Raw genomic sequence first — 22,133 nt, forward strand, 5'->3', positions numbered from 1 at the left:
TTAAGGCTGCTGGCCGGGCGGGAGCGGATCGTCGACGGCGTCGGCGCCGAGGCCGGCGCCCAGGCCCATGCCGCCACCGATCCCCATGCCCATGCCCATTCCGCCGCCCATTCCGCCGCCCATGCCACTGCCGCCGCCACCTTGCCGCGCGCCGTCCTTGCCGCTTTCGCCTTTCGTCCGCCCGCCGGAAGCCAATGGCCGCGCGGGCCCTTGCGTCGGGATCGCGAGGTCGGCCGGGATCGGATCGAGATCGAGCGCCTCGCGCACGAAATCGCGCAGCGAGACGACCAGCTCGTGCGTGTGCACGGGCCGCCCGGCGACCAGTTCGCGCGCGGCGCGCTCGGCCAGGCGGACCTGTTCCTCGGTGCCCAGCAGGATGATGTCGGACAAGGCGGCCTCCACCGCGTCGCGGATGCGGCGCGCGCGGTCCGATCCTTCCGCGCCGGCGGCGGCCGGCTCGGCCATGTTCTCGCCGGCGTCCTCACCCGCCTCCGGCGCGCGCCGACGCAAGTCGCGCAGATGCGTGGGATCGACCGCCAGGTTGCCGGTGAACGAGCCGCCCAGCGTCTTGTAAGCCGCGATCAGCGTGCGCAGCCGTTCGTTGATCTGGCGGTTCATCCGCTCGCGCCGCTGCTGGATCGTGACCATCATCACCAGCCGGATGCCGACGCCGATTAGCGTGACGAGCGCCAGGCCGATCACCGTGGCGATCACGCTTTGCCATGAACTGAAGTCGATATTGCGCAACGGGCTTCTCCGAGGGGGCCGGGGCGGGCCCCGTGCCGGCCCAGCTTGCCAGATCGCGCCGGGCAGCGGAAGCGGCAGGCGTCCCTGGCAGGCAAGGCGCGGGGCAGCGCCTAGTGGCGATCACGCCATGGCTGTGATATCCCTTGGCCGCGCGCGGGCGTGGGGCAAGCGATCGGGGGATCGGATGGAACGTATGGTGCGGACGGCGGCCTGGGCGGTCTTCGCCCTTCTGGCTTATTTCATCGTTGCCGGCATCCTCGACTACTGGCTGGCCTTGCCCGCGCCGGGCAACATCGGCTTCGTGCCGACTTTCACGCTGTTCTCGCTGCTCCATGCCTGGGCGATGCTGGGCGGCCGGCGCGCGGCGCTGTTCTTCGGGCTGACCGTGGTGATCTCCTACATCGTCGAGGAACTGGGCGTGCGCACAGGGGTGATCTTCGGCCCATACCATTACAGCGACCAGCTTGGTTTCAAGCTCAGCCACGTGCCGGTGCTGATCCCGCTGGGCTGGTTCATGATGATCTATCCGTCGTGGGTGGTGGCGCAGGCGCTGCTGCGCGGCGTGGATGTGCGCAGGCCCGCCGGGATGGCGGCGCTGGCGCTTTTCTCGGCACTGGCCATGACCGGCTGGGACATGGTGATGGACCCGCCGATGGTCCGCGCCGGCGTGTGGGTGTGGCATGGGGGCGGACCCTATTTCGGCGTGCCGCTGCGCAACTATGTGGGCTGGGTGCTCAACACCTTCGTCATCTACCTCGTGTTCGACGCGGTGGACCGGGCGATCACCCGGCGGGAAGGGGCGGCGTACCGCTTCGGCGGTGCCTTCACGCTGCTGCCGATCCTGATCTACACGCTGTTCGCGGTGGGCTACGTGGCACCCGGCCGGCTGCCGCCGCTGACGGTCGTCGCCGTCTTCACCATGCTGCTGCCGGGGCTGCTGGCGCTGGCGCGCGTGCTGCTGCCGGCGGCGGACGAAAAGGCGCGCTGAGCCTTCCGCCGGTTCTACCGCTTCGCCTTGTCCGCCAGCAATCCCGCCGTCAGCACTTGCGGCAACTGTTCGGGCGCGCCGCCGCTGGCCGGGTACCACATGTAAAGCGGCACGCCGGCCGCGCCTTGCGCGGTGAGGTAGCGGGTGATCTCGGGATCGCGGCGCGTCCAGTCGCCGCGCAGCACGATCACGCCGGCTTTGGCGAAAGCCGCGCGGGTTTCCTCACGCTCGATCGCGACTTCCTCGTTGACCTTGCAGGTCAGGCACCAGTCGGCGGTGAACCAGACGAACACCGGCTTGCCGCTGGCGCGCGCATCGGCCAGCGCGGTTTCGCTGAACGGCCTGGCATCGAGCACGCCGGCCGTCGCCGCCGTGGGCGCGCGCACCGTTCCGGGCAGGATCAGCGCCGCGACCGCGCCCAGCAGCGCCAGTTGCAGCACCACCTTGGCCGCCGGCCGCCCCGCGCGCTGGGCTCGGCCGGCTTGCACCAGGATGACCACGAGCATGACCGCAAGGCCGGTCGCGGCAAGCGCGAACTGGTCGCCGGCGGTCCGCCAGGCGAGCCAGGCCAGCGCCAGCGCGGTAAGGGCCATCGGCAGCGCCATCCAGCGGCGGAACACCGTCATCCACGCGCCGGGGCGCGGCAGCCGCCGCCGCAGCGCGGGAACGAAAGCCACCGCGAGGAACGGCAAGGCGATGCCAAGCCCCAGCGCGGCGAACAGCGCGAGCGCCGGCGCCACCGGCAGCAGCAGCGCGGCGCCCATCGCTGTGGCCATGAACGGCCCGGTGCACGGCGTCGCCACGAAGGCGGCGAGCAGCCCGGTGGCGAAGGCCCCTTGCGGCGAGCCTTGCGTGGCGAAGCCGGGCACGGCGAATTCGAAGGCGCCCAGGAAATTCGCGGTGATCCCCACCGCCAGCAGCAGCAGCGCGACGATCACCACCGGCTCCTGCAACTGGAAGGCCCAGCCCACTTCCTCTCCCGCCGCGCGCAGCGCCAGCAGGCCGCCGCCCAGCGCCAGGCAGGCGGCGATCACCCCGGCGGCATAGGCCAGCCCCTCGACCCGCGCGTGCGCCTCGCTTTCGCCGGCGCGGGCCAGGCTCAACGCCTTGAGGCTGAGGATCGGGAAGACGCAGGGCATCACATTGAGGATCAGCCCGCCCAGCAGCGCGCCGAGCAGCAGCAGCGGCAAGGCCGGCAGCTTGGGCGCGCCGCCGCTGGCCACCGGGGTGCCGCCGGTGGGCACTGCGCCCGGATGGGCGGCAAAGGCGATGCCGTCGCCCATGTCGTTCAGCCGCAGCACGCCGGAAAGCGCCGGCACCGTGGGCGCCGCCGCCAGCCTGGGGCGCCGCAGCGTCACGATCAGGAGATCGCCCTTGCGGCGCAAGTCCTGCGGCGCGGCGTAATCGACCAGCTTGTCCTCGGCGATGAAGACATGCGGATCGGCCAGCGCCACGCTGGCGGGCAGCGGAATGCCCAGGCGGATCGTCTCGCCCGCCAGCGCGAAACGCACCGGCGCGTCGAGCGGGGCGGGCAGGCGGCGCAGCCATCGGTCGATATCGTGATCGTGCGCGACGGCGGGCGGGCCGGAGGCGACGCGGATCGTCGCGCGCAGTTCGCCGCTTTCGGGCACGCAGATCTCTTCGGTGCAGGCCAGCCAGCGCGCCTTCAGCACGATCGGCATCGGGCCGGGCGCGGTGTCGGCGGCGATCTCCAGCGGCACGACGACGCCATAGGCGCCGTTGTAGACATGGTTCATCAGGCCCGAGACCAGCAGCGTCTCGGGCACCGGATAGCGCGGCTGGCCGATCCGCGCGGCGGCGGGCGCGGTCCACGCCAGCGTCATGCCAAGGCCCGCGTCGCCGGGATTGAGCCAGTAGCCGTGCCAGCCCTTGGCCGGCGTCATCACGATCACCAGATCAGTGCGCTGGCCCGGCGCGACGGCGGGGCGCGCGACCAGCCGGGCGGCGATATGCGTCGCTTGCGCCTGGGCCAGCGCCGGTGATGGCGGCACCGCGAGCAGCAGCGCGGCGAACTGCCACAGCACCGCAACAAGCAGGCGATAGCAGCGCTGTTCCATCAAACTCCCGTGTCCGGCGCGGACTTGGCCTTGCACCCGATGCGCTTTGCGGCCATCGACGCTCTGCCCCGTTCGCGATGACTTTTCAAGGAATCCCCATGCGCCGTTCGATCGCATCGCTTGTTCTGGCCACCGGTCTCGTTCTGGCCGCTCCCGCCCTGGCCGATGCGCCGCCCGCCGAAACGCTGCCGCCCGCTCCGGCCCCGGCCGCCGCCCCAGTCGCCGCCCCCGTGCCGCAAGGCCAGCCCCGGCTGGTGCTCGCGATCTCGATCGACCAGTTCTCGGCCGACCTCTTCGCCCAGTATCGCGAACATTTCACCGGCGGCTTCGCCCGGCTGCTGCAAGGCGCGGTGTTCCCCTCCGGCTTCCAGTCGCACGCCGCCACCGAGACGTGCCCCGGCCATTCCACGCTGCTGACCGGCGTGCATCCGGCGCGCACCGGCATCGTCGCCAACGACTGGTTCGTCACCGGCATCGCCCGGGCCGACAAGCAGGTCTATTGCGCCGAGGATGAAACCGATCCGGCCAGCACGTCGGACAGCCCGGTGGTCTCGCCCCGGCACCTCAAGGCGCCGACGCTGGGTGACCTGATGAAGCAGGCGAACCCGGCGGCGCTGAACGTCGCCGTCTCGGCCAAGGACCGCGCCGCCGTGATGATGAGCGGGCATGTGGCCGATGCCGCCTACTGGTGGCTGGGCAAGGGCTTCACCACGTACAAGGGCCGGGCGCTGTCGCCTGCCGCGCAGCGCGAGAACGAGGACGCCGGCAAGCTGATCGCGCAAGGCGCGCCCGAACTGCCCGAGCCGGCCTGGTGCGGCGCGGTCGATCGCGCGCTGCCGCTGGGCGATTTCAGCATCGGCACTTACCGTTTCCCGCTGGCGCCCGGCGATGCCAAGACGTTCAACCGATCGCCGCGCATGGATGCGGTGACGGGCGATCTGGCCGTCCGCCTGGTCGACGAGATGGGGCTGGGCCGCGACGCGGTGCCCGATGTCCTGTCGGTGAGCTTTTCGGCGACCGATTATGTCGGCCATGCCTATGGCACGCAAGGCGTGGAGATGTGCGTCCAGCTCGCCCAGCTTGATGCCACGCTGGGCCGCCTGTTCGATGCGCTGGACCAGCGCGGGATCGATTACGTCGCGGTGCTTTCGGCCGATCACGGCGGCACCGACGCGCCCGAGCGGCAGCGGCTGCAAGGCGTGCCCGAGGCGAGCCGGCTGGACCCCGCGCTCGAATCCGGCGCGCTGTCCGAGGCGGTTTCGCGCCAGACCGGCGTGAAGGCGAAATCGGGCGACTTGTTCTACGGCGCGGGCAGCTCGGGCGATATCTGGCTGGCCGACGGGCTGAGCCGGCAGGACGCGAAGAAGGCCATCGCCGCGCTCGTCGCGATCCTGCGCGCCAATCCGCAAGTCGCGGCGGTGTTCACGGCCGAGGACATGGCGAAAGTGGCCGTGCCCACCGGCCATCCGCAGGACTGGACCATGGCCGAGCGGGTGCGCGCGTCCTATGACCCGGAACGCTCCGGGCAAGTGCTGATGATGACGCGCCGCGGCGTGGTGCCCGGCACCGCGCCGCGCCTGGGCTATACCGCCACCCACGGCAGCCCCTGGGACTATGACCGCCGCGTGCCGATGCTGTTCTGGCGCAAGGGCATGGCCGGGTTCGAGCAGCCCGCGCCGGTGGAAACCGTGGATATCGCCCCGACGCTGGCGGCGATGATCGGGATTTCCGCGCCGCAGGGCACCTGGGATGGACGATGCCTCGACATCGACGGCGGTCCGTCCGATACATGCGGGAAATGACCGGAAACGACTCAACAGACAAACGCGATCTCGTCATCCTGGGCGGCGGGCTCGTCGGGATGACGCTGGCGCTGGCGGCGGCGCGGGCCGGGATCACCAGCCATGTGGTGGATCGCGCCGATCCCGCCGAATTGACCGCGGAAGGCGCGGATGGCCGCGCCTCGGCGATCTCGACTGCGAGCTGGAACCTGTTCGCCAACATCGGGCTGGGCGATCGGCTCGATTCGCTCGGTTGCCCGATCGAGGCGATCGCCGTTACCGACGGGATGAAGCCGGGCCGGCTCGATTTCCGCCCCAGGGCCGATGAAGGCTCGCTCGGCCGGATGTTCGCCAACCGCGACTTGCGCCTCGCGCTGTTCGAGGCGGCGCGCGATGAGCCGGCGATCGCCTGGCACACCCGCACCGAGGCGGTGCGGCGCGATCGCGGGCCTTATGGCGTCGCAGTGGAACTGTCCGACGGGAAAGTGCTGAAGGGCAGCCTGCTGGTCGCCGCCGAAGGGCGCCAGTCGCCCACGCGCGATGAGGCCGGCTTCGCGCTGGCCCGGTGGGATTACCGGCACCGGGCCATGGTCACGGCGCTCTATCACGAAAAGCCGCATCAGGGCGTGGCCTGGGAGATCTTCTACCCGGCCGGGCCTTTCGCGCTGCTGCCGCTGCTCGATGCGCCCGACGGGCGCCATCGCAGCGCGCTGGTCTGGACCGTGGCCGAAAAGGACGCGGCCGGCGTGATCAAGCTGCCCGACGCGGTGTTCCTGGCCGAAGTCGCCGACAGGATGCACGGCGTGTTTGGCGCGATCGAACTGGCCGCGCCGCGCATGTCCTATCCGTTGCGCTTCCACCATTCGGGCAAGCTGATCGGCGAGCGGCTGGCGGTGATCGGCGATGCCGCGCACGGCATGCACCCGATCGCCGGGCAGGGCCTCAACCTGGGGCTGCGCGATGTCGGCGTGCTGGTGGAAGTGCTGGCCGAAGGGATGCGGCTCGGGCTGGAGCCGGGGGACGCGCAACTGCTGGCGCGTTACGAGAAATGGCGCAGCCTCGATACGTTCATGGCCATGTCGGTGACGGACGGGCTCACCCGCCTGTTCGGCATTCCCGGCCGCCTGCCCAGCGCCGCGCGGCGCCTGGGCATGGGCGCGGTGCAGCGCCTGCCCATGCTCAAGCGCGTCTTCATGAACGAGGCGCGGGGCATGTCCGGCAAACTGCCCGCCCTGCTGCGGGGCTAGGGGTAGCGCCGCTCCGCCCGCGCGGGTGGGCGTCCGGGCCGGGGCCGATTTGGTTTGACTGGGCCAAGTCCTTGAGGTTCATCAATGATTTCCTGGCCCGGCGGCGGCACGGACCAAGGCCGAAAGGATAGACAGGCATGACCAGATTTGCAGGCCGGCTTGGCGCCGCGTTGTTGATCGCCGTTGCGGCTTCGGCGGCCGGGGCGCAGCCGGTGGACGGTTCGGACGAGACCACGTCGAGCGAGATCACGGTGGAAGCGCCGCGCGCGGTTCCGGCCCCGGCGGAACGCTCCCCCTATTCGGGCGCGCCGATCGTGACCACCACGGTCAGGATCCAGGTGCTTTACGGCGATCTCGATTTGGCGAAGCCCGAGGATGGCCAGCGGCTGATGACGCGGATCGAGCGCGTGGCCCACGATGCCTGCGCCCAGCTTGACCGGCTCTATCCGTTCAGTTCCGATGCGAACTGCGTGGGGGCCGCTGTCGCGAAGAGCACGCCCACGGCCAAGGCGCTGATCGCCGCCGCCAGCGCGAAGTGAGGGCGTAAGGAGGAAACAGGGCAGCCGGCTCGGCAGCCCCTTTGCGCCTCAGGTCTTCGGCGTGGCGCTGGCTTCCGGTGTCGGCGTGGCTTGTGCTGGTGGCGTGGGCGCGGCGAGCGGGCTTTCCTGCTGGATGCGGCGGCCAGTGCCATCCTGCAGGCGGCGCGGTTCGAGCATCGCGGTGGTTTCGATCAGGTCGAGCGCGTGCTGCACGTCGTCATAGCGGTGCGCGTCGGCGATCCAGTTGTCGGCCGAGCCCGCGCCGGGCAGCCGTTCGACCTGGGCGATGGCATCGCCGATGCGGCGCGCGGTGAGCATCATGCGCGCGCGTTCGATCCGGGCCTCGGGGCGCAGCAGCGCGCTCGAATCGCGGCGGATGGTGAACATGTTGGCCAGTTGGTGCCGCGCCCGCTGCCACAGGCTGACGTCGTCGGGCGTGCCGGTCAATTCGGGCGAGAGCGCTTCGAGTCGGGCGGTCAGATCGTCGATCGTCACGGGATTGCGCGCGAATTCGATGATCGTATCGACCGCGCGCGGCTGCGCGTTGGCGAAGCGCAGGCGCAGCTGATCGGCCACATAGCTCAGCGGCTCGCCGCGATCGACCATCCGCCGCGTGGCGAAGGCGATCAGCAGCCCTTCGGCGCGCGCGGCATTGCCCGATGCGGCGGTCGTCTGGAAATCGAGCCGCGACAGGCGATCCTCCAGCATGGCCACGCGCGTTTCGAACGTGCCGAGGTCAGGCGCTGGCGTGGCCGGGGATGGCGCCGGCGCGCTGTTCGGGCGCGCGTCGGCCATGGGCGAGGCCAGCGCGGCCGGCGTGTCCGCGCGATCGGGGAACAGATCGGCCAGATAGCCCCTCCAGCCCAGCCAGCCGACCAGCGCCGCGCCCAGCAGGAAAGCCAGCAGCGCCACGGTGAACTGGCGCCCGCCGGATCGGCGCGGCGACGGGGCCGCGGGCGGCAAGGGGAATGGAGCGGTATCTTCGGGCATCGGGCTCTTGTCGGGAACGGGCTTCCCAAGCATCTCTTGGCACATCTCGCTCGCCAAGGCCAGCAGGGCCGCGTCGCTGGCGGTGGGCGCCAGATGCAGCGCGGCCCAGCCCTGGCCGGCCCGCTCGGCGACGCGCGGGCCGATCGCCGCGAGCGAGACGCGCGCGCGGGCCACGCCGTTCTCGTCGCACAGCCGGGTGAAATGCGCCGCCGCCTCGCCCGAATGGAGCAGCACCGCCGCCGGTTCGCGCAACAGCGCCGTAAGCGCTGGGGGCATCGGCTTGGGCTCGGCGGCGTAGACCTCGCGCGCCATCAGCGTGACGCCTTCGGGTACGATGAGGTCGACATGCTCGCGCCCGGCGATGCGCAGCAGCCGGCGATGCTCGGGCCGCACCGCGGCCAGCACCTGCTGCAAGCCGCCATCGCCCGAGGCGATGACATCCAGCCCGGCCTCGCGCGCGGCCGATGCCGTCTTGTCGCCCACGGCATAGGCCGGCATGGCGTGATAGGCAGCCAGCGCGCCGCCGGCATGGCGCATGGCATTGGCGCTGCCGATCAGCAGCGCGTCGAAATCCTCGCGCGGGGGGGCGTCCCAGGGCAGGGGGTGGATCGCGAAAAGCGGGAAGACATGCGCGTCAAGGCCGCGTTCGCGCGCCGCCGCCAGAGTCGCGTCGGCGCCGGGCTGCGGCCGGATGATGATCAGCGGAATCATCCCGCCCCGGCGAAATGATCGGCGATGGCCGGCACCGCGCGGGCCAGCAGATCGGCGGCGAGCGCGGCCGGGCCGGCGGCGTCGCTGGCGGCAAAGCGCGCGGTCGCTTCGATCCGCTCGGCCCCGTCGGGGCTGAACAGCGCGGCGCGCATGACCAGATCGTCGCCATCGGGCGCGGTCAGCACCGCCACCGGGCTATGGCAATTGCCGCCCAGCGCGGCGAGCAGGGCGCGCTCGGCCAGCACCGCCGCGCGGCTGGGGCCATGGTCGATCGCGGCAAGCGCCTCGCGCGTGCGGACATCGTCGCGGCGGCATTCGATCAGGATCGCCGCCTGGCCGGGGGCGGGCAGCCAGTCCTCGGCGGGGAGCGGATGGCCGGTGCCGGTCTCGCCCAGGCGCTTCAGCCCGGCGGCGGCCAGGAAAGTGGCCTCCGCCTCGCCCGCCGCCAGCCTGGCGAGCCGGGTGGCGACATTGCCGCGAAAGGTGATGACCGTGCAATCGGGCCGGGCGTGGAGCAGTTGCGCGGCGCGGCGCGGCGCGCTGGTGCCCACGATCGCGCCTTGCGGCAGCGCGGCGATCGTCGCGGCGCCCACCAGCACGTCGCGCACATCCTCGCGCGGGAGCACCGCGCCGATGGCGAAGCCCTCGGGCCGGATCGTCTCGACGTCCTTGGCCGAATGCACCGCGAAGTCGATCTCGCCGGCCAGCAGCCAGGCGTCCAGCTCCTTGGTCCACAGCGCCTTGCCGCCGATTTCGGCCAAGGCACGGTCCTGGATGCGATCGCCGCTGGCGGTAACCGCCACGATCTCTATATCGGCCGGGGCGATGGCATGGGCTGTCGCCAGGCGCGCGCGCGCCTCTTCGGCCTGGGCCATGGCCAGCGGGGACCGGCGGGTGCCCAGTCGGAACCTGGGCCGGGTGCGGGGTTGCGGATCACTGTTCATCGGCGGCTTGTGCTACTCGCCAATGTCGTTCAGGGAAAGGTCGGGATGAGGATAGTCCTTGGCATTGAATCCTCCTGCGATGAGACCGCCGCGGCGCTGGTGACGCAGGATCGCGTCATCCTGGCGCAGCGGATCGCCTCGCAGGACCAAGCGCACCGGCCCTATGGCGGGGTCGTGCCCGAAATCGCCGCGCGCGCCCATGCCGAGCGGCTGGCCCCGCTGATCGAGGCGACGCTGGCCGACGCGGGCATGACGCTGGCCGATGTCGATGCCGTGGCGGCGACCGCCGGACCGGGGCTGATCGGCGGCGTGATGGTGGGGCTGGTGACGGCCAAGGCGCTGGCCATGGCCGCCGACAAGCCGCTGATCGCGATCAATCATCTGGAAGGCCACGCGCTGTCGCCGCGCCTTGCCGATGCGGCATTGGCCTATCCCTATCTGCTGTTGCTGGTGTCGGGCGGGCATTGCCAGTTGCTGCTGGTCGAAGGCGTGGGGCGGTATCGCCGCCTGGCCACCACGATCGACGATGCGCTGGGCGAGGCGTTCGACAAGACGGCCAAGCTGCTGGGCCTTGGCTATCCCGGCGGCCCGGCGGTGGAGCGGCTGGCGGCGCAAGGCGATGCCGGGGCCGTGCCGCTGCCGCGCCCGCTGGTGGGCAGCGCCGAGCCGCATTTCTCCTTCGCCGGCCTCAAGAGCGCGGTGATGCGCGCGAAGCAGGCCGGCGTGCACCAGAATGCCGATATCGCCGCCGCGTTCCAGCAGGCCGCGATCGATTGCCTGATCGACCGCACGCGGCGCGCGCTGGCCGCCGCCGGCCCGGTCAACGCGCTGGTCGTCGCGGGCGGGGTGGCGGCCAACACCGCGATCCGCGCCGCGCTCGAAGCGCTGGCGGCCGACCGCGGCCTGCCTTTCGTCGCCCCGCCGCTGGGCCTGTGCACCGATAACGCCGCGATGATCGCCTGGGCCGGGATCGAGCGTCTGGCGCTGGGCCAGTCCGATCCGCTCGACATCATGGCCCGGCCGCGCTGGCCGCTCGATCCCGAGGCCGAGGCGGTGCGCGGCGCGGGCGTGAAGGCATGAGCGCGATCGGCGTGATCGGCGCGGGCGCCTGGGGCACCGCGCTGGCCCAGTCGCTCGCCAGCGACGGCACCGAGGTGCTGATCTGGGCGCGCGAGGCCGAGCTGGTCGCGGAGATCAACGCCCGGCGCACCAACAGTCTTTACCTGCCCGGCGCGCGGCTGGCCGCTACGGTGCGCGCATCCAGCGATCTGGCACGCTTCGCCGGCCTGCCTGCGCTGCTGGTGGTGGTGCCCGCCCAGTTCCTTGCCGCGGTGCTGGCGGGCCTGCCCGATGGCCCGCGTGATCTGGTGCTGTGCGCCAAGGGGATCGAGGCGGGAACCGGGCGGCTGATGGCCGATGTCGCGCGCGACGCGGCGCCAGCCGCACGCCTCGCGGTGCTGTCCGGCCCCACGTTCGCGCATGAGGTCGCCGTCGGGCTGCCGACGGCGGTGACGCTGGCCTGCGCGGGCGGGCGGGCGCAGTGGGACCGGCTGGCGCCGCTGATCGCGCGGCCGGCGCTGCGGCCCTATTATTCCGATGACGTGACTGGCGCCGAGATCGGCGGCGCGGTGAAGAACGTGCTGGCGATCGCCTGCGGCGTGGTCGAAGGGCTGGGGCTGGGCCAGAACGCGCGCGCCGCGCTGATCGCGCGCGGCTATGCCGAGATGCTGCGCTTCGGCCTGGCGCGCGGCGCGCGGGCGGATACGCTTTCGGGCCTGTGCGGGCTGGGTGATCTGGTGCTGACCTGTTCCTCCACGTCGAGCCGCAATTTCTCGCTGGGCCTCGCGCTCGGGCAGGGGCTGAGCGCGGGCGAGGCGCTTTGCGGCAAGAGCAGCGTCGCCGAAGGCGCGCATACCGCGCCGGTGCTGGCCGAACTGGCCGCGCGCGACGGGATCGACATGCCGATCGTCGATGCGGTGTGCCGCCTGCTGGCCGGCACGGCGCCGGCCGGGGCGGTGGTGGCGGACCTGCTGGCCCGCCCGCTCAAGGCCGAGCAGGAGCCGCCGGCTTGAGCGAGAGCAAATCGCGCGAGGATATCGCCGCGATCGCCCGGGGCGGGCGCACCAATTTCCTCGGCTTCTTCCTGCGCCTTGCCGGGCGCATCCCGTTCCTGTTCATCGCCGGGCGCGCGCCGGCCTATGGCCCGGCGGCGCTGGGCGTCTTCGCCTCCGCGCTCGTGGTGATCGAGCTGACCGCGATGCTGTGCACCCTGGGCGAAAAGCGCGGGCTGGCGCAGCGCCTGTCGGAATCGGAGGAGCATCCGGCCAATGTCGTGGCCGACGGGATGCTGGTGGCGTTCCTGGTGTCCTCGGTCATGGCGCTGGTCTTCTGGTTCTTTCCCGCGCCGCTGTTTCCGGGGGGACGCTTCGGCACGATCGACCGGCTGATGGTGCTGGCGATCCCGTCGCTGGCCCTGACCGAGATCTGGCTGGCGGCACTGGCCTATCGCTTCGATATCGGCGCGAGCGTGCGCGCGCGCGCCATTGTCGAGCCCTGGACGATCTCGATCATGGCCGGGGCAATGACCTTCATCGCGCCCGAAAGCGGGCTGGCGCTGGCCTATATTGCTTCCACCCTGGCCGCCGCGCTGACCGCTTTCGTGCCTTTCGCGCGCTCCTATGGCCTGCCGCGCGGCTGGCGGCCATCGCTCAAGGGGCTGGGCAAGCTCACCTGGCGCAGCTTGCCGATCGCCACGGCCGATGCGATCGAATGGGGCACGCGGCGGCTCGACATCCTGATCCTGGGCTTCTTCGCCGCGCCCAGCGCGGTCGGCGTCTATTACGTCGCGCAGCAGGTCGCCAGCTTGCCGCAGAAGCTCAAGACCAGCTTCGAGCCGATCCTGGGCCCGGTCATCACCCGCAATCTCAAGACGCGCGATTATGCCGCGATCGCCCGGCAGGTGTGCCAGGTCGGCTTCTGGATCACCGCCGCGCAGGCCGGGATCGCGCTGGCGCTGGGCATTCCGGGCAAGGGCGTGATGGGCCTGATCGGCCCGCAATTCGTCGGCGGCACGGGCGCGCTGGCCTTCCTGCTTGCCGCCGAAGTCGCCGCCGCGCCATCGGTGGTGAGCGAGGCGGCGCTGATCTATGTCGCGCGGATGCGCAATGTGCTTATCTCGATCCTCACGGTCGGCCTGCAGGCGCTGCTGACGATGGGCGGCATCCTGCTGATGCAGCGGCTGGGCTATAACGAACTTTATCAGGCCGCCGCCGCCGCCGCCGCGCTGATGGTGTCGCTCGCCTTCGCCTCGATGGTGAAGTCCTGGGTGCTGGGGCGCATCCTCGCGCAGCCGATCACCAACTGGCGCTGGGCGGTGGCGGGCGCGGGCCTGCCCGCCGGGCTGGTCGGCTGGGCGGCGATCCGGTTCCTGCCCGAATGGGCGCAGCTTACCTTCGGCGTGGCGGCGATCCTGGGGGTCTATTTCACGATCATCTGGCGGCGTGGATTCGGCCCCGAGGATCGCGTACTGTTCCGAAAAAGCGCGTCTGTATAACCACTTGTCGCACGCCTGAAGCGTTCAGTCGCCATTAACGGCCGCTACCGCCATTTTGGCGCGCGGGAAGACCGGATGGAGGGAAGACGCCATGCGCATGGCCAGACGTCACGCTTGCACGATAGCCGCCGCCACGAGCCTTGCCGCGCTGCTGGCGGGCTGTGCGGCCAGCCCTCGGGTCGCGGACGAGATCGCCCCCACGGCCAGCCCGACGCAGGGTGCGGATAGCGGCGCGGGCAACCTGCCGCCACCGCCTCCTCCTCCTCCGCCGCCCCCTCCGCCGATGATCACCACGACCGCCCAGGCCCAGGCCGCGCCGGTCATGGTCACAGGCCAGCGCAACGAGCGCGCGATGGCCAAGATCGCCGCGCCCGGCTATGTCCCCCCGGCCATGGTGGCGACCGATCCGGGGCGCGAGCGCTATGACGGCAAGGAGGTGAACCCGGTGCACCTGACGCGCGCCGAGCCGGTTTCCACCTTCTCGGTCGATGTCGATACCGGCGCTTATGCCAATACCCGCCGGTTCCTGACGCAAGGCCAGCTTCCGCCGCGGGACGCGGTGCGCACCGAGGAACTGGTCAACTATTTCCGCTATGACTATGCGCGGCCCGAAAGCCGCTCGACGCCGTTTTCGGTGACGACCGATCTGGCGCTGACCCCGTGGAACCCCAATACCCGTCTGCTGCGCATCGGCCTGCGCGGCTATGACTTGCCGCGTGCCAGCCGGCCCCCGGCCAACCTGGTGTTCCTGGTCGACGTTTCGGGCTCGATGAGCAGCCAGGACAAGCTGCCGTTGCTCAAGGCCGCGCTGGCGGGCCTGGCTGGCGAGCTTGGGCCCTGGGACAAGGTCTCGATCGTGGTCTATGCCGGCGCCGCCGGGCTGGTGCTGGAGCCGACCAACGATCCGCGCAAGATCCGCGACGCGCTGGACCGGCTGCAGGCCGGCGGATCGACGGCGGGCGCGGCCGGGCTGCAGCTGGCCTACAACATCGCGCGCGACAACTTCGTCGAAGGCGGCGTCAACCGCATCCTGATCGGCACCGACGGCGATTTCAACGTCGGCGTCTCGAACACCAAGGCGCTGATCGAGCTGGTGGAGAAGGAGCGCGAGAACGGCATCACGCTGACCACGCTGGGCTTCGGCCAGGGCAATTACAACGAAGCGATGATGGAACAGATCGCCGATCACGGAAACGGCAACTACGCCTATATCGACAGCGCGCTGGAAGCCAAGAAAGTGCTGGGCGACCAGATGGGCTCCACCCTGTTCACCATTGCCAAGGACGTGAAGATCCAGGTGGAATTCAACCCGGCGCAAGTCAGCCAGTACCGCGTGCTGGGCTATGAGAACCGCGCGCTGCGCGAGGAGGATTTCGACAACGACCGGGTCGATGCCGGCGATATCGGCGCGGGCCATCAGGTGACGGCGATCTACGAGATCGTGCCGGCTGGCGTGAAGGGCTGGATCGCGCCGCGCCGCTATGACGATGATCTGCCGGCGGCGGCGAAAGGCGCGGGCGAGCTGGCTTTCGTCAAGCTGCGCTACAAGCTGCCCGACGGGCAGACCTCGCGCCTGATCGAAAAGGCGGTGCCGGCCGGCCTGCTGGCCAGCGCCGGCAAGCCGCGCGGCGATTTCGCCTTCGCCGCCGCGGTTGCCGCCTTCGGCCAGTCGCTGCGCGGCGACGAGATGCTGAACGGCTTCGGCGCCGGGCAGATCGCGGCGCTGGCCGCAGGGCAGACCGATTTCTGGCGGCAGGAGTTCATCCGGCTGGTGAGCGTGGCCGATTCGCTCAAAGGCGGCTGATTTCCCGGCAATTCCGACCCGATGGCGCGTATGCGGCGTTGAGCCGGGGGGATATGGCGGTTAGGCTGCGGCCAGAATGCCCGTCCGAGCCGCCCTTGTCCTGTTTGCCGGCGCCGTCGCTTGCCTTGCGCTGGCGCTGGTCGGCGCGCGCATGAACGGGCCGGCGCTGATCGATATGCTGCGCCAGCGCGCCGAGGCGGCGCGGGATGCGGCCGGCGGCGCGGGCATCGTCATCACCTTCATCGAGGGCCACGGCTGGCTCACGCGCCATCCGGTGCTGAGCGGCGGCAAGGGGCTCGACAAGGACACGCGCGCCCGCGCCGCGCAGGCCATCGCCGCCGTGCCCGGCGTCGGCGGCGTCAACTGGGCCGGATCGCGCAAGCGGGGCGATGCGCTCGCCGAGCCGACCGGCGCCACCCCGCTGCATTGCCAGGACGAGGTGGAAGGCATCCTCAAGACGCGCACCATCCGCTTTTCCGAGGCCAGCGCGCGGATCGACCCGGCGAGCGAGAAGCTGCTCGACGAAGTGGCCGATGCCTTGCGCCCTTGCGTGGGCAGCATCATCGCCATAACCGGGCACACCGATGGCAACGGCAACGAAGCGGCCAACATCGCGCTGTCGATGGCGCGGGCGGACGCGGTGCGTTTCGAACTGATCGGGCGCGGCATCCCGGCCGACGGCCTGCGATCGACCGGGATCGGCTCGAAGCACCCGGTCGCCGGGCTCGATCCGCGTGATCCGGCCAACCGCCGCATCGAATTCTCGGTAATCGCCTCGATGCCGGTAAAACCCACCCCCATCGACACGCCGGGGGCCGGATGAAGCCGCCGGCGCCGATCAGGAAGGAACACGCGCGTGCCGCTGTGGCTTGAAATGGCCGTCTCGACGCTGCTTGCCTATGGACTGGGCATCGGTATCGGCTGGCTCGTCTGGAACCGGAAGGGATAGGGCATGGTACAACTGATCGAGGCCAACTGGCTGATCTTCATTCTGGCGCTGCTGATCGGCATCGCCGTGGCCTGGTGGCTGTTCGCGCGTGGATCGAAAGGCGTGCCGCGCGATCGCCGGCCCGACGTGCTCGACGAGGGCGCCGCCCCGGCGCAGCGCAACCAGGCGCTGATCGACGCGCCGTCCGCCGCTGCCGAAGCGCTGATGCCGATGGCCGGCGCGGGCACGATGGCGGGCATCGGCGAGATCATCGCCGTGGCCGCGCAAGAGGAAGTGGAAGAAGCCGAAGCCCGGCGCCTGGATGCCGAGGAGGCGGCTGCCGCGCAGCCCGCGCCACCGCCGCCGCCAGCCCCGGAACCCGCCCCGGAACCCGCCGGCACCGCCGACGATCTGCTGAAGCTGAAAGGCGTCGGCCCCAAGCTGGTCGCGCTGCTGCACGGCCTGGGGATCACCAGCTACGCCCAGATCGCGGCCTGGAGCGAAGCCGATATCGACCGCATCGACGCCGGGATGGGCGCCTTCACCGGCCGCATCCGCCGCGATAACTGGGTCGAGCAGGCCAGGCTCCTGGCGAGCGGCGATACCGGGGCCTATGAGGCGAAGTTCGGCAAGCTGTGAGCACAAGGCGGGCGTTCCGGGCACTGGCGCATTCCCGAACGCCATCCCCATAAGTCGAATGGCTGCGCGCAGTGCCCGTCAGACGGCCTACGACAATTTGCGACTGGCGCTATCGGCGCGGTTTGGCCATCCATGGCCTCATGCGGCGTACCGGCCTTCTCCTGATGGGACTTGCGACGCTTTCCGGCTGCGGCGCGGGGGCGGATTATCGTGTGCGCAGCGCGGCGGAACTGGGCGTGCCCGATGGCTGGTCGGTGGCCGCGGCGCCCCAGCCCGAAGACCTTACCCGCTGGTGGAGCAAGTTCGACGATCCGGTGCTTACCCGGTTGGTCGAACAGGCGGCGGCGGCCAATCTCGATATTGCCCAGGCGATCGCCCGGCTGCGGCAGGCGCGCGAGGCGCTGGTGGTCAGCCGGTCGGACCTGTTTCCCACCATCGGCGGCTCGGCCGGCTATAGCCGCACCGAGCCGCTGCGCGGCGGCGGCACGACCGTGACCTTGCCCGATGGCACGGTCGCGACCACGGACAGCGGCGGGCGCAACAGCTTCTCGCTCGGGCTTGATGCCAGCTACCAGGTCGATCTGTTCGGCGGCGTGCGGCGACAGGTGGAGGCCAGCGGCGCGCAATACGAGGCCGCCGGTTTCGATTATGCGGCCATGCTGCTCTCGGTCGAAAGCGAGGTCGCGCGCAACTATGTGCTGGCACGCGGGTATCAGGCGCGGCTGGAGAACGCGAAGGCCAGCCTTGCCATCCAGGACGACAATCTGGAAATCGCCGGCTTCCGCGTGCAGGCGGGCCTTGTCTCGTCCGTCGATGCCGAGCAGGCGCGGGCAAGCCGGGCGCAGACCGCCGCCGGCATTCCCGCGCTGGAGCAGCAATATAACGCCGCCGTATCGCGCATCGCCGTGCTGACCGGGCAGGCGCCCGGCGCGTTCAAGCCGCTGCTGGCCGCGCCGGGGCCGATCCCGCGCGGGCCGGAGAGCGTGGGCGCGGGCATTCCCGCCAATGTCCTGCGCCAGCGGCCGGACGTGCGCGCGGCCGAACGCGGCCTTGCCGCCGCGACCGCGCAGATCGGCGTGGCCAGGGCGCAGCTTTTCCCCGCGCTCAACATCTCGGGCAGCCTCGATACCAACGCGGTCAGCGCCGGGGGGCTGTTCGATACGATAACCGGCGGGCTGTTCGCCGGGCTGACGCAGGCGATCTTCAACGGCGGGCGGCTGAACGCGCAAGTCCGTTCCAGCCGCGCCGCCGCCGATGCCGCGTTGGCCGCGTACCAGTCTTCGGTGCTGGCGGCGCTGGAGGATGTGGAGAACGCCACGGTCGCGCTGAACGCGGCGGGGGAGCGGGAGCGCCAGTTCGCCATCGCTTATGACGCGGCCGGCAATTCGGCGCTTCTGGCCCGCAGCCAGTACCGTTCGGGCCTGACCGACTTCACCACGCTGAACACGCAGGAAGCGGCGCTGGTCTCCGCGCGCGATGGGCTCGTCCAGGCGCGCCAGGACAAGGCGACCGCGCTGATCGCGCTTTACGCGGCGCTCGGGGGCGGCTGGGATGCCAGCGTCACGCCCACCGCGCGGACTGCGACCACGCCGGGGACGAACTGACGATGGCCGATGAGAATCTGGACGAATTCCTGGGTGTGAAGCCGCAGCCGGCATGGCGGCGCCATGCCCGGTGGGGCATCGCCGTGCTGGTCGTGCTCGCGCTGGTGCTGGCGCTGGCGCGCTGCCTGGGCGGTTCGAACGCGCCGGGCTACAGCACGGTCAAGGCCGAACGTGGCCGTCTCGTCACCACGGTTTCCGCCACCGGCAAGCTGGCGCCGACCAACCAGGTGACGGTGGGCTCGCAGCTTTCCGGCCAGATCGTCAAAGTGCTGGTCGACGTCAACGATCGCGTGGTTGCCGGGCAGCCGCTGGCAGAGATCGATCCCGAGCAGCTTGACGACCAGATCCGCCAGAACGAGGCGCAGCTGGGCGCCAACCGCGCGCAAGTCGAGCAGGCGCGCGCGACGGTGGCCGAGGCGCGGGCGCAGCTTGCCCGGCTGGAAGAGGTTTTTCGCCTGTCCAGTGGCCGCGTGCCGTCGGGCACCGAACTGCAGGCGGGCCGCGCCGATGCGGCGCGCGCGCTGGCCGCGCTGAAAGTGGCGCAGGCCAATGTCGTCGCCAGCGAGGCGACGCTGGCCCAGAGCAGGACGCAGCGCGCCCGCGCCATCATCCGCTCGCCCGTGTCCGGGGTCGTGCTGGCCCGCCAGGTCGATCCGGGGCAGACCGTGGCCGCATCGTTCAACACGCCGACGCTTTTCGTCATTGCCGAAGACCTGACCACGATGAAGCTGGAAGTCTCGATCGACGAGGCGGACGTGGGCTCTGTCCGCCAGGGCCAGAGCGCGACGTTCACCGTCGATGCCTTCCCCGGCAAGACATTCCCGGCCCGGATCACGCGCGTGGAGATCGCCTCGAACCTGACGGCCCAGAACGCGAGCGCCTCGTCGTCGTCCTCGGCGAGCGCCGGCTCGGCCTCCTCGGCAGGGCAAGTGGTGTCCTATGCGGCGGACCTCGCGGTGGCGAATGCCGGCGAGCAGCTCCGCCCGGGCATGACGGCGACGGCCGACATCGTCACAGCGGACAAGAAGAATGTCCTGCTGATCCCCAATGCCGCGCTGCGCTTCACGCCGCAGGCGCAGACCGGCGGTGGCGGCACGGGCGGCGGCATCGCCAGCCAGATCAGCCCGCGGCCGATGCGGCGCGGCGCCACCGAACGCAGCGTGACCCTGAGCCGGGGCGCGGCCCAGACGATCTACGTCAAGGGCGATGATGGCCAGCCCCGGCCCATCCAGATCGTCACCGGCGACACCGATGGTTCGCAAGTCGAGGTCGTCTCGGGCGGGCTCAAGCCCGGCATGGAGGTGATCACCGGCGAGCTTTCCGGCTCGGGCGACGGATCATCGGGCCAGGGACAAGGCCAGGGCCAGGGCCAGGGGCGCCGGCAGGGCAGCGCGGGGGGAGGCGGCGGTGGTTGAGCCCGCGCCGGCCGGCGCGGGCGAGCCGCTGATCGCGCTGCGCGGCGTGACCAAGGTCTATGGCGAGGGGCCGACCGCGTTCGCAGCGCTCAAGGGCGTGGACCTTGATATCATGCGCTGCGATTTCGTCGCGGTGATGGGGCCATCCGGCTCGGGCAAGTCGACCACGATGAACATCCTGGGCTGCCTCGATATTCCCTCCAGCGGCAGCTTCCTGTTCAAGGGGCACCGCGTCGAGGCGCTGGATCGTGACCAGCGCGCCTTGCTGCGCCGCAAGTATTTCGGCTTCGTCTTCCAGGGGTTCAACCTGCTGGCGCGGACCTCGGCGCTGGAGAATGTCGAGCTGCCGCTGCTCTATCGCGGTGACGAGAAGGCGGCGCGGCGCGGCGCGGCGATGGCCGCGCTCGACAAGGTCGGCCTCAAGGACTGGTGGGATCACACCCCGGCCGAGCTTTCGGGCGGCCAGCAGCAGCGCGTGGCGATCGCGCGCGCCATCGTCACCAATCCCGAAGTGCTGCTGGCCGACGAGCCCACCGGCAATCTCGACAGCGAGCGGTCTCTGGAGATCATGCGGCTGCTGGCCGGGCTGAACCGGGATCTGGGGATCACCGTGCTGATGGTCACGCACGAGCCCGAGATGGCCGGCTTCGCGCGCACGATCGTCCATTTCAAGGACGGCGTGGTCGATCGCATCGAACAGTCGGATCGGGCGCCGGCCTGATGCTGGGGACGATCTTCCTGCTCGCGCTGCGCTCGATCCGGCGGCACATGCTGCGCTCGTTCCTGACGATCCTGGGCATCGTCATCGGGGTGGGCGCGGTCGTCGCCATGACCACGCTGGGCAAGGCGACCACTTCGGCCGTGCAGCAGCAGATCGCGGCACTGGGCACCAATGTCCTGCAAGTGCGGCCGGGGCAGGGGTTCGGCCGAGGAGGCGGCGGCCCGCGTCCGCCCGATTTCGATGCCAGCGACGTCACCGCCATCGCCCGGCAGATCGCCGGCATCACGGCGGTGGCCCCGCAGGCGCAGTCGACCGCGACCGCGATCTACGAAGGCGCCAACTGGTCGACCACGATCAACGGCACCACTTCCGACTACTTCAAGGTGCAGCCCTGGCCGCTGGCCGCCGGACGCGAATTCACCCCGGCCGAAGAGGCGGCGGGCAAGGCGGTCTGCATCATCGGCTCCACCGTGAAGAACAACCTGTTCAGGAACGGCGCCGCGATCGGCCGGCGCTTCCGCATCGGCGAGGTGAGCTGCGATGTGATCGGCGTGCTCACCACGCGCGGGCAGGCCGGTTTCGGCGGCGATCAGGACGATGTCGTCATCATGCCGATCAAGGCGGTGCAGCGGCGCTTTACCGGCAGCACCGATATCCGGCTGATGCTGGTGGGCGTCGATCAGGCCTATTCGACCACGCAAGTGCGATCCGCGATCACCGAGCTGCTGCGCGAACGGCGGCACATCACCGGCGGCAAGGAAGACGATTTCAACATCTTCGACACCAAGCAGATCTCCGACACGCTGACCGGCACGACCACGCTGCTGACGCGCATCGTCGCGGCGGTGGCGGCGATCAGCCTGGTGGTCGGCGGTATCGGCATCATGAACATCATGCTCGTTTCCGTTACCGAACGCACGCGCGAGATCGGCATCCGCCTGGCGATCGGCGCGGTGGCGAGCGAGGTGCTGCTGCAGTTCCTGGTGGAATCGGTGGTGCTGTCATGCCTGGGCGGCCTGATCGGGCTGGTGCTGGCACAACTGGTGATCGCCGTGGCGACCCCGCTGATGCAGGTACCTTGGACGTTCGACTTGCAGATCAACCTGCTCGCTTTCGTCATCTCGGGCGTGATCGGGGTGGTTTTCGGCTATTTTCCGGCGCGCCGCGCCGCTTCGCTCAATCCGATCGACGCGCTGCGGCATGAGTGAGCGCTGAGGCGGCAAGCCGCCACGGCGCGGCCTGGCGGCGCCCGCTTTCCATCGACTCCCGACAGGCGACAGGGCCCCGCGAAAGCGCGCGCCGCGGCCCCCGATCGCCGCGACTCGGGAGCATATCGTATGCCTCGGAACGGGACTGAGTCCAATCGCACTAATGTGTGACGCTTTTTTGGATGTTTTGCGCCAATTTTATGATTGCATGTGTCGCATTTTGGCAAGAAACACCA

General features: G+C 70.6%; 18 protein-coding genes. 14 read left to right on the top strand and 4 right to left on the bottom strand.

Annotation, left to right across the window (positions count from 1 at the left end; all coding sequences use genetic code 11):
• Entirely contained in the window at window positions 1-747 is a 747-nt protein-coding gene (locus tag PYV00_RS05460; RefSeq protein ID WP_275227263.1) for a hypothetical protein, read from the bottom strand.
• Between the two features lie 184 nt (window positions 748-931).
• Here PYV00_RS05460 and PYV00_RS05465 point away from each other — a divergent pair, with 184 nt between their 5' ends.
• The gene (locus PYV00_RS05465) at window positions 932-1,735 is read left to right on the top strand and encodes a carotenoid biosynthesis protein (protein ID WP_275227264.1); all 804 of its coding nucleotides are present in this window, start codon (window positions 932-934) and stop codon (window positions 1,733-1,735) included.
• Window positions 1,736-1,749: 14 nt separating this feature from the next.
• Here the strand turns inward: PYV00_RS05465 and PYV00_RS05470 are convergent, their stop codons facing one another.
• Complete coding sequence (locus PYV00_RS05470) at window positions 1,750-3,813, bottom strand: protein-disulfide reductase DsbD family protein (protein ID WP_275227265.1); 2,064 nt, start codon at window positions 3,811-3,813, stop codon at window positions 1,750-1,752.
• 98 nt (window positions 3,814-3,911) lie between these two features.
• Here PYV00_RS05470 and PYV00_RS05475 point away from each other — a divergent pair, with 98 nt between their 5' ends.
• From PYV00_RS05475 to PYV00_RS05485, 3 genes are all read left to right on the top strand, one after another.
• Window positions 3,912-5,615 (top strand): alkaline phosphatase family protein, encoded by a 1,704-nt coding sequence (locus tag PYV00_RS05475; RefSeq protein WP_275227266.1) that lies wholly within the window; start codon window positions 3,912-3,914, stop codon window positions 5,613-5,615.
• Window positions 5,612-6,841 (top strand): FAD-dependent monooxygenase, encoded by a 1,230-nt coding sequence (locus PYV00_RS05480; RefSeq protein ID WP_275227267.1) that lies wholly within the window; start codon window positions 5,612-5,614, stop codon window positions 6,839-6,841. Before PYV00_RS05475 ends, PYV00_RS05480 begins: the two co-directional genes overlap by 4 nt.
• A 137-nt stretch (window positions 6,842-6,978) precedes the next feature.
• Window positions 6,979-7,380: a UrcA family protein gene (locus PYV00_RS05485; protein ID WP_275227268.1), complete on the top strand. Its 402-nt coding sequence runs from the start codon at window positions 6,979-6,981 to the stop codon at window positions 7,378-7,380.
• Between the two features lie 48 nt (window positions 7,381-7,428).
• On the opposite strand, the gene PYV00_RS24345 is transcribed toward PYV00_RS05485, so the two are convergent.
• Window positions 7,429-9,081: a uroporphyrinogen-III synthase gene (locus PYV00_RS24345; protein ID WP_342803798.1), complete on the bottom strand. Its 1,653-nt coding sequence runs from the start codon at window positions 9,079-9,081 to the stop codon at window positions 7,429-7,431.
• Entirely contained in the window at window positions 9,078-10,025 is a 948-nt protein-coding gene (gene hemC / locus PYV00_RS05500) for a hydroxymethylbilane synthase (RefSeq protein WP_275227269.1), read from the bottom strand. The genes PYV00_RS24345 and hemC overlap by 4 nt, the downstream gene beginning before the upstream one ends.
• Window positions 10,026-10,070: 45 nt before the next feature.
• Between hemC and tsaD the strand changes: the two genes are divergently transcribed.
• The 10 genes from tsaD (at window position 10,071) to PYV00_RS05550 (ending at window position 21,897) form a co-directional block, all read left to right on the top strand.
• Window positions 10,071-11,105, top strand: a complete 1,035-nt coding sequence (gene tsaD, locus PYV00_RS05505) for a tRNA (adenosine(37)-N6)-threonylcarbamoyltransferase complex transferase subunit TsaD (RefSeq protein WP_275227270.1) — start codon at window positions 10,071-10,073, stop codon at window positions 11,103-11,105.
• The gene (locus PYV00_RS05510) at window positions 11,102-12,097 is read left to right on the top strand and encodes an NAD(P)H-dependent glycerol-3-phosphate dehydrogenase (protein WP_275227271.1); all 996 of its coding nucleotides are present in this window, start codon (window positions 11,102-11,104) and stop codon (window positions 12,095-12,097) included. Before tsaD ends, PYV00_RS05510 begins: the two co-directional genes overlap by 4 nt.
• A complete protein-coding gene (locus tag PYV00_RS05515) occupies window positions 12,094-13,578 on the top strand; it encodes a lipopolysaccharide biosynthesis protein (protein WP_275227272.1) in 1,485 nt (494 codons plus the stop codon). The genes PYV00_RS05510 and PYV00_RS05515 overlap by 4 nt, the downstream gene beginning before the upstream one ends.
• Window positions 13,579-13,675: 97 nt before the next feature.
• Window positions 13,676-15,382 carry a vWA domain-containing protein gene (locus PYV00_RS05520; protein ID WP_275227273.1) on the top strand — a complete coding sequence of 569 codons (1,707 nt, stop codon included), beginning with the start codon at window positions 13,676-13,678 and terminating at the stop codon, window positions 15,380-15,382.
• Between the two features lie 76 nt (window positions 15,383-15,458).
• Complete coding sequence (locus PYV00_RS05525; protein WP_275227274.1) at window positions 15,459-16,205, top strand: OmpA family protein; 747 nt, start codon at window positions 15,459-15,461, stop codon at window positions 16,203-16,205.
• 129 nt (window positions 16,206-16,334) lie between these two features.
• On the top strand, window positions 16,335-16,949 hold the full coding sequence (locus tag PYV00_RS05530; protein WP_275227275.1) for a hypothetical protein: 615 nt from the start codon (window positions 16,335-16,337) through the stop codon (window positions 16,947-16,949).
• 140 nt (window positions 16,950-17,089) lie between these two features.
• Window positions 17,090-18,553, top strand: a complete 1,464-nt coding sequence (locus PYV00_RS05535) for an efflux transporter outer membrane subunit (protein WP_275227276.1) — start codon at window positions 17,090-17,092, stop codon at window positions 18,551-18,553.
• A gap of 2 nt (window positions 18,554-18,555) precedes the next feature.
• Entirely contained in the window at window positions 18,556-19,968 is a 1,413-nt protein-coding gene (locus PYV00_RS05540) for an efflux RND transporter periplasmic adaptor subunit (RefSeq protein WP_275227278.1), read from the top strand.
• Window positions 19,961-20,689: an ABC transporter ATP-binding protein gene (locus PYV00_RS05545; RefSeq protein WP_275227279.1), complete on the top strand. Its 729-nt coding sequence runs from the start codon at window positions 19,961-19,963 to the stop codon at window positions 20,687-20,689. The genes PYV00_RS05540 and PYV00_RS05545 overlap by 8 nt, the downstream gene beginning before the upstream one ends.
• Window positions 20,689-21,897, top strand: coding sequence for an ABC transporter permease (locus PYV00_RS05550; protein WP_275227280.1), 1,209 nt, complete (start codon window positions 20,689-20,691; stop codon window positions 21,895-21,897). Before PYV00_RS05545 ends, PYV00_RS05550 begins: the two co-directional genes overlap by 1 nt.
• Window positions 21,898-22,133: the final 236 nt, after the last annotated feature.

The sequence above is a fragment of the Novosphingobium album (ex Liu et al. 2023) genome (assembly GCF_029076845.1).
In the GTDB taxonomy this organism is placed as follows: domain Bacteria; phylum Pseudomonadota; class Alphaproteobacteria; order Sphingomonadales; family Sphingomonadaceae; genus Novosphingobium.

Excerpts from the sequence above, each read along its gene's own strand:
- PYV00_RS05465 (WP_275227264.1), top strand. The coding sequence starts at position 932 with ATGGAACGTATGGTGCGGACGGCGGCCTGGGCGGTCTTCGCCCTTCTG.
- PYV00_RS05470 (WP_275227265.1), bottom strand. The coding sequence starts at position 3,813 with ATGGAACAGCGCTGCTATCGCCTGCTTGTTGCGGTGCTGTGGCAGTTC.
- PYV00_RS05475 (WP_275227266.1), top strand. The coding sequence starts at position 3,912 with ATGCGCCGTTCGATCGCATCGCTTGTTCTGGCCACCGGTCTCGTTCTG.
- PYV00_RS05480 (WP_275227267.1), top strand. The coding sequence starts at position 5,612 with ATGACCGGAAACGACTCAACAGACAAACGCGATCTCGTCATCCTGGGC.
- PYV00_RS05485 (WP_275227268.1), top strand. The coding sequence starts at position 6,979 with ATGACCAGATTTGCAGGCCGGCTTGGCGCCGCGTTGTTGATCGCCGTT.
- PYV00_RS24345 (WP_342803798.1), bottom strand. The coding sequence starts at position 9,081 with ATGATTCCGCTGATCATCATCCGGCCGCAGCCCGGCGCCGACGCGACT.
- hemC (WP_275227269.1), bottom strand. The coding sequence starts at position 10,025 with ATGAACAGTGATCCGCAACCCCGCACCCGGCCCAGGTTCCGACTGGGC.
- tsaD (WP_275227270.1), top strand. The coding sequence starts at position 10,071 with ATGAGGATAGTCCTTGGCATTGAATCCTCCTGCGATGAGACCGCCGCG.
- PYV00_RS05510 (WP_275227271.1), top strand. The coding sequence starts at position 11,102 with ATGAGCGCGATCGGCGTGATCGGCGCGGGCGCCTGGGGCACCGCGCTG.
- PYV00_RS05520 (WP_275227273.1), top strand. The coding sequence starts at position 13,676 with ATGGCCAGACGTCACGCTTGCACGATAGCCGCCGCCACGAGCCTTGCC.
- PYV00_RS05525 (WP_275227274.1), top strand. The coding sequence starts at position 15,459 with ATGCCCGTCCGAGCCGCCCTTGTCCTGTTTGCCGGCGCCGTCGCTTGC.
- PYV00_RS05530 (WP_275227275.1), top strand. The coding sequence starts at position 16,335 with ATGGTACAACTGATCGAGGCCAACTGGCTGATCTTCATTCTGGCGCTG.
- PYV00_RS05535 (WP_275227276.1), top strand. The coding sequence starts at position 17,090 with ATGCGGCGTACCGGCCTTCTCCTGATGGGACTTGCGACGCTTTCCGGC.
- PYV00_RS05540 (WP_275227278.1), top strand. The coding sequence starts at position 18,556 with ATGGCCGATGAGAATCTGGACGAATTCCTGGGTGTGAAGCCGCAGCCG.
- PYV00_RS05550 (WP_275227280.1), top strand. The coding sequence starts at position 20,689 with ATGCTGGGGACGATCTTCCTGCTCGCGCTGCGCTCGATCCGGCGGCAC.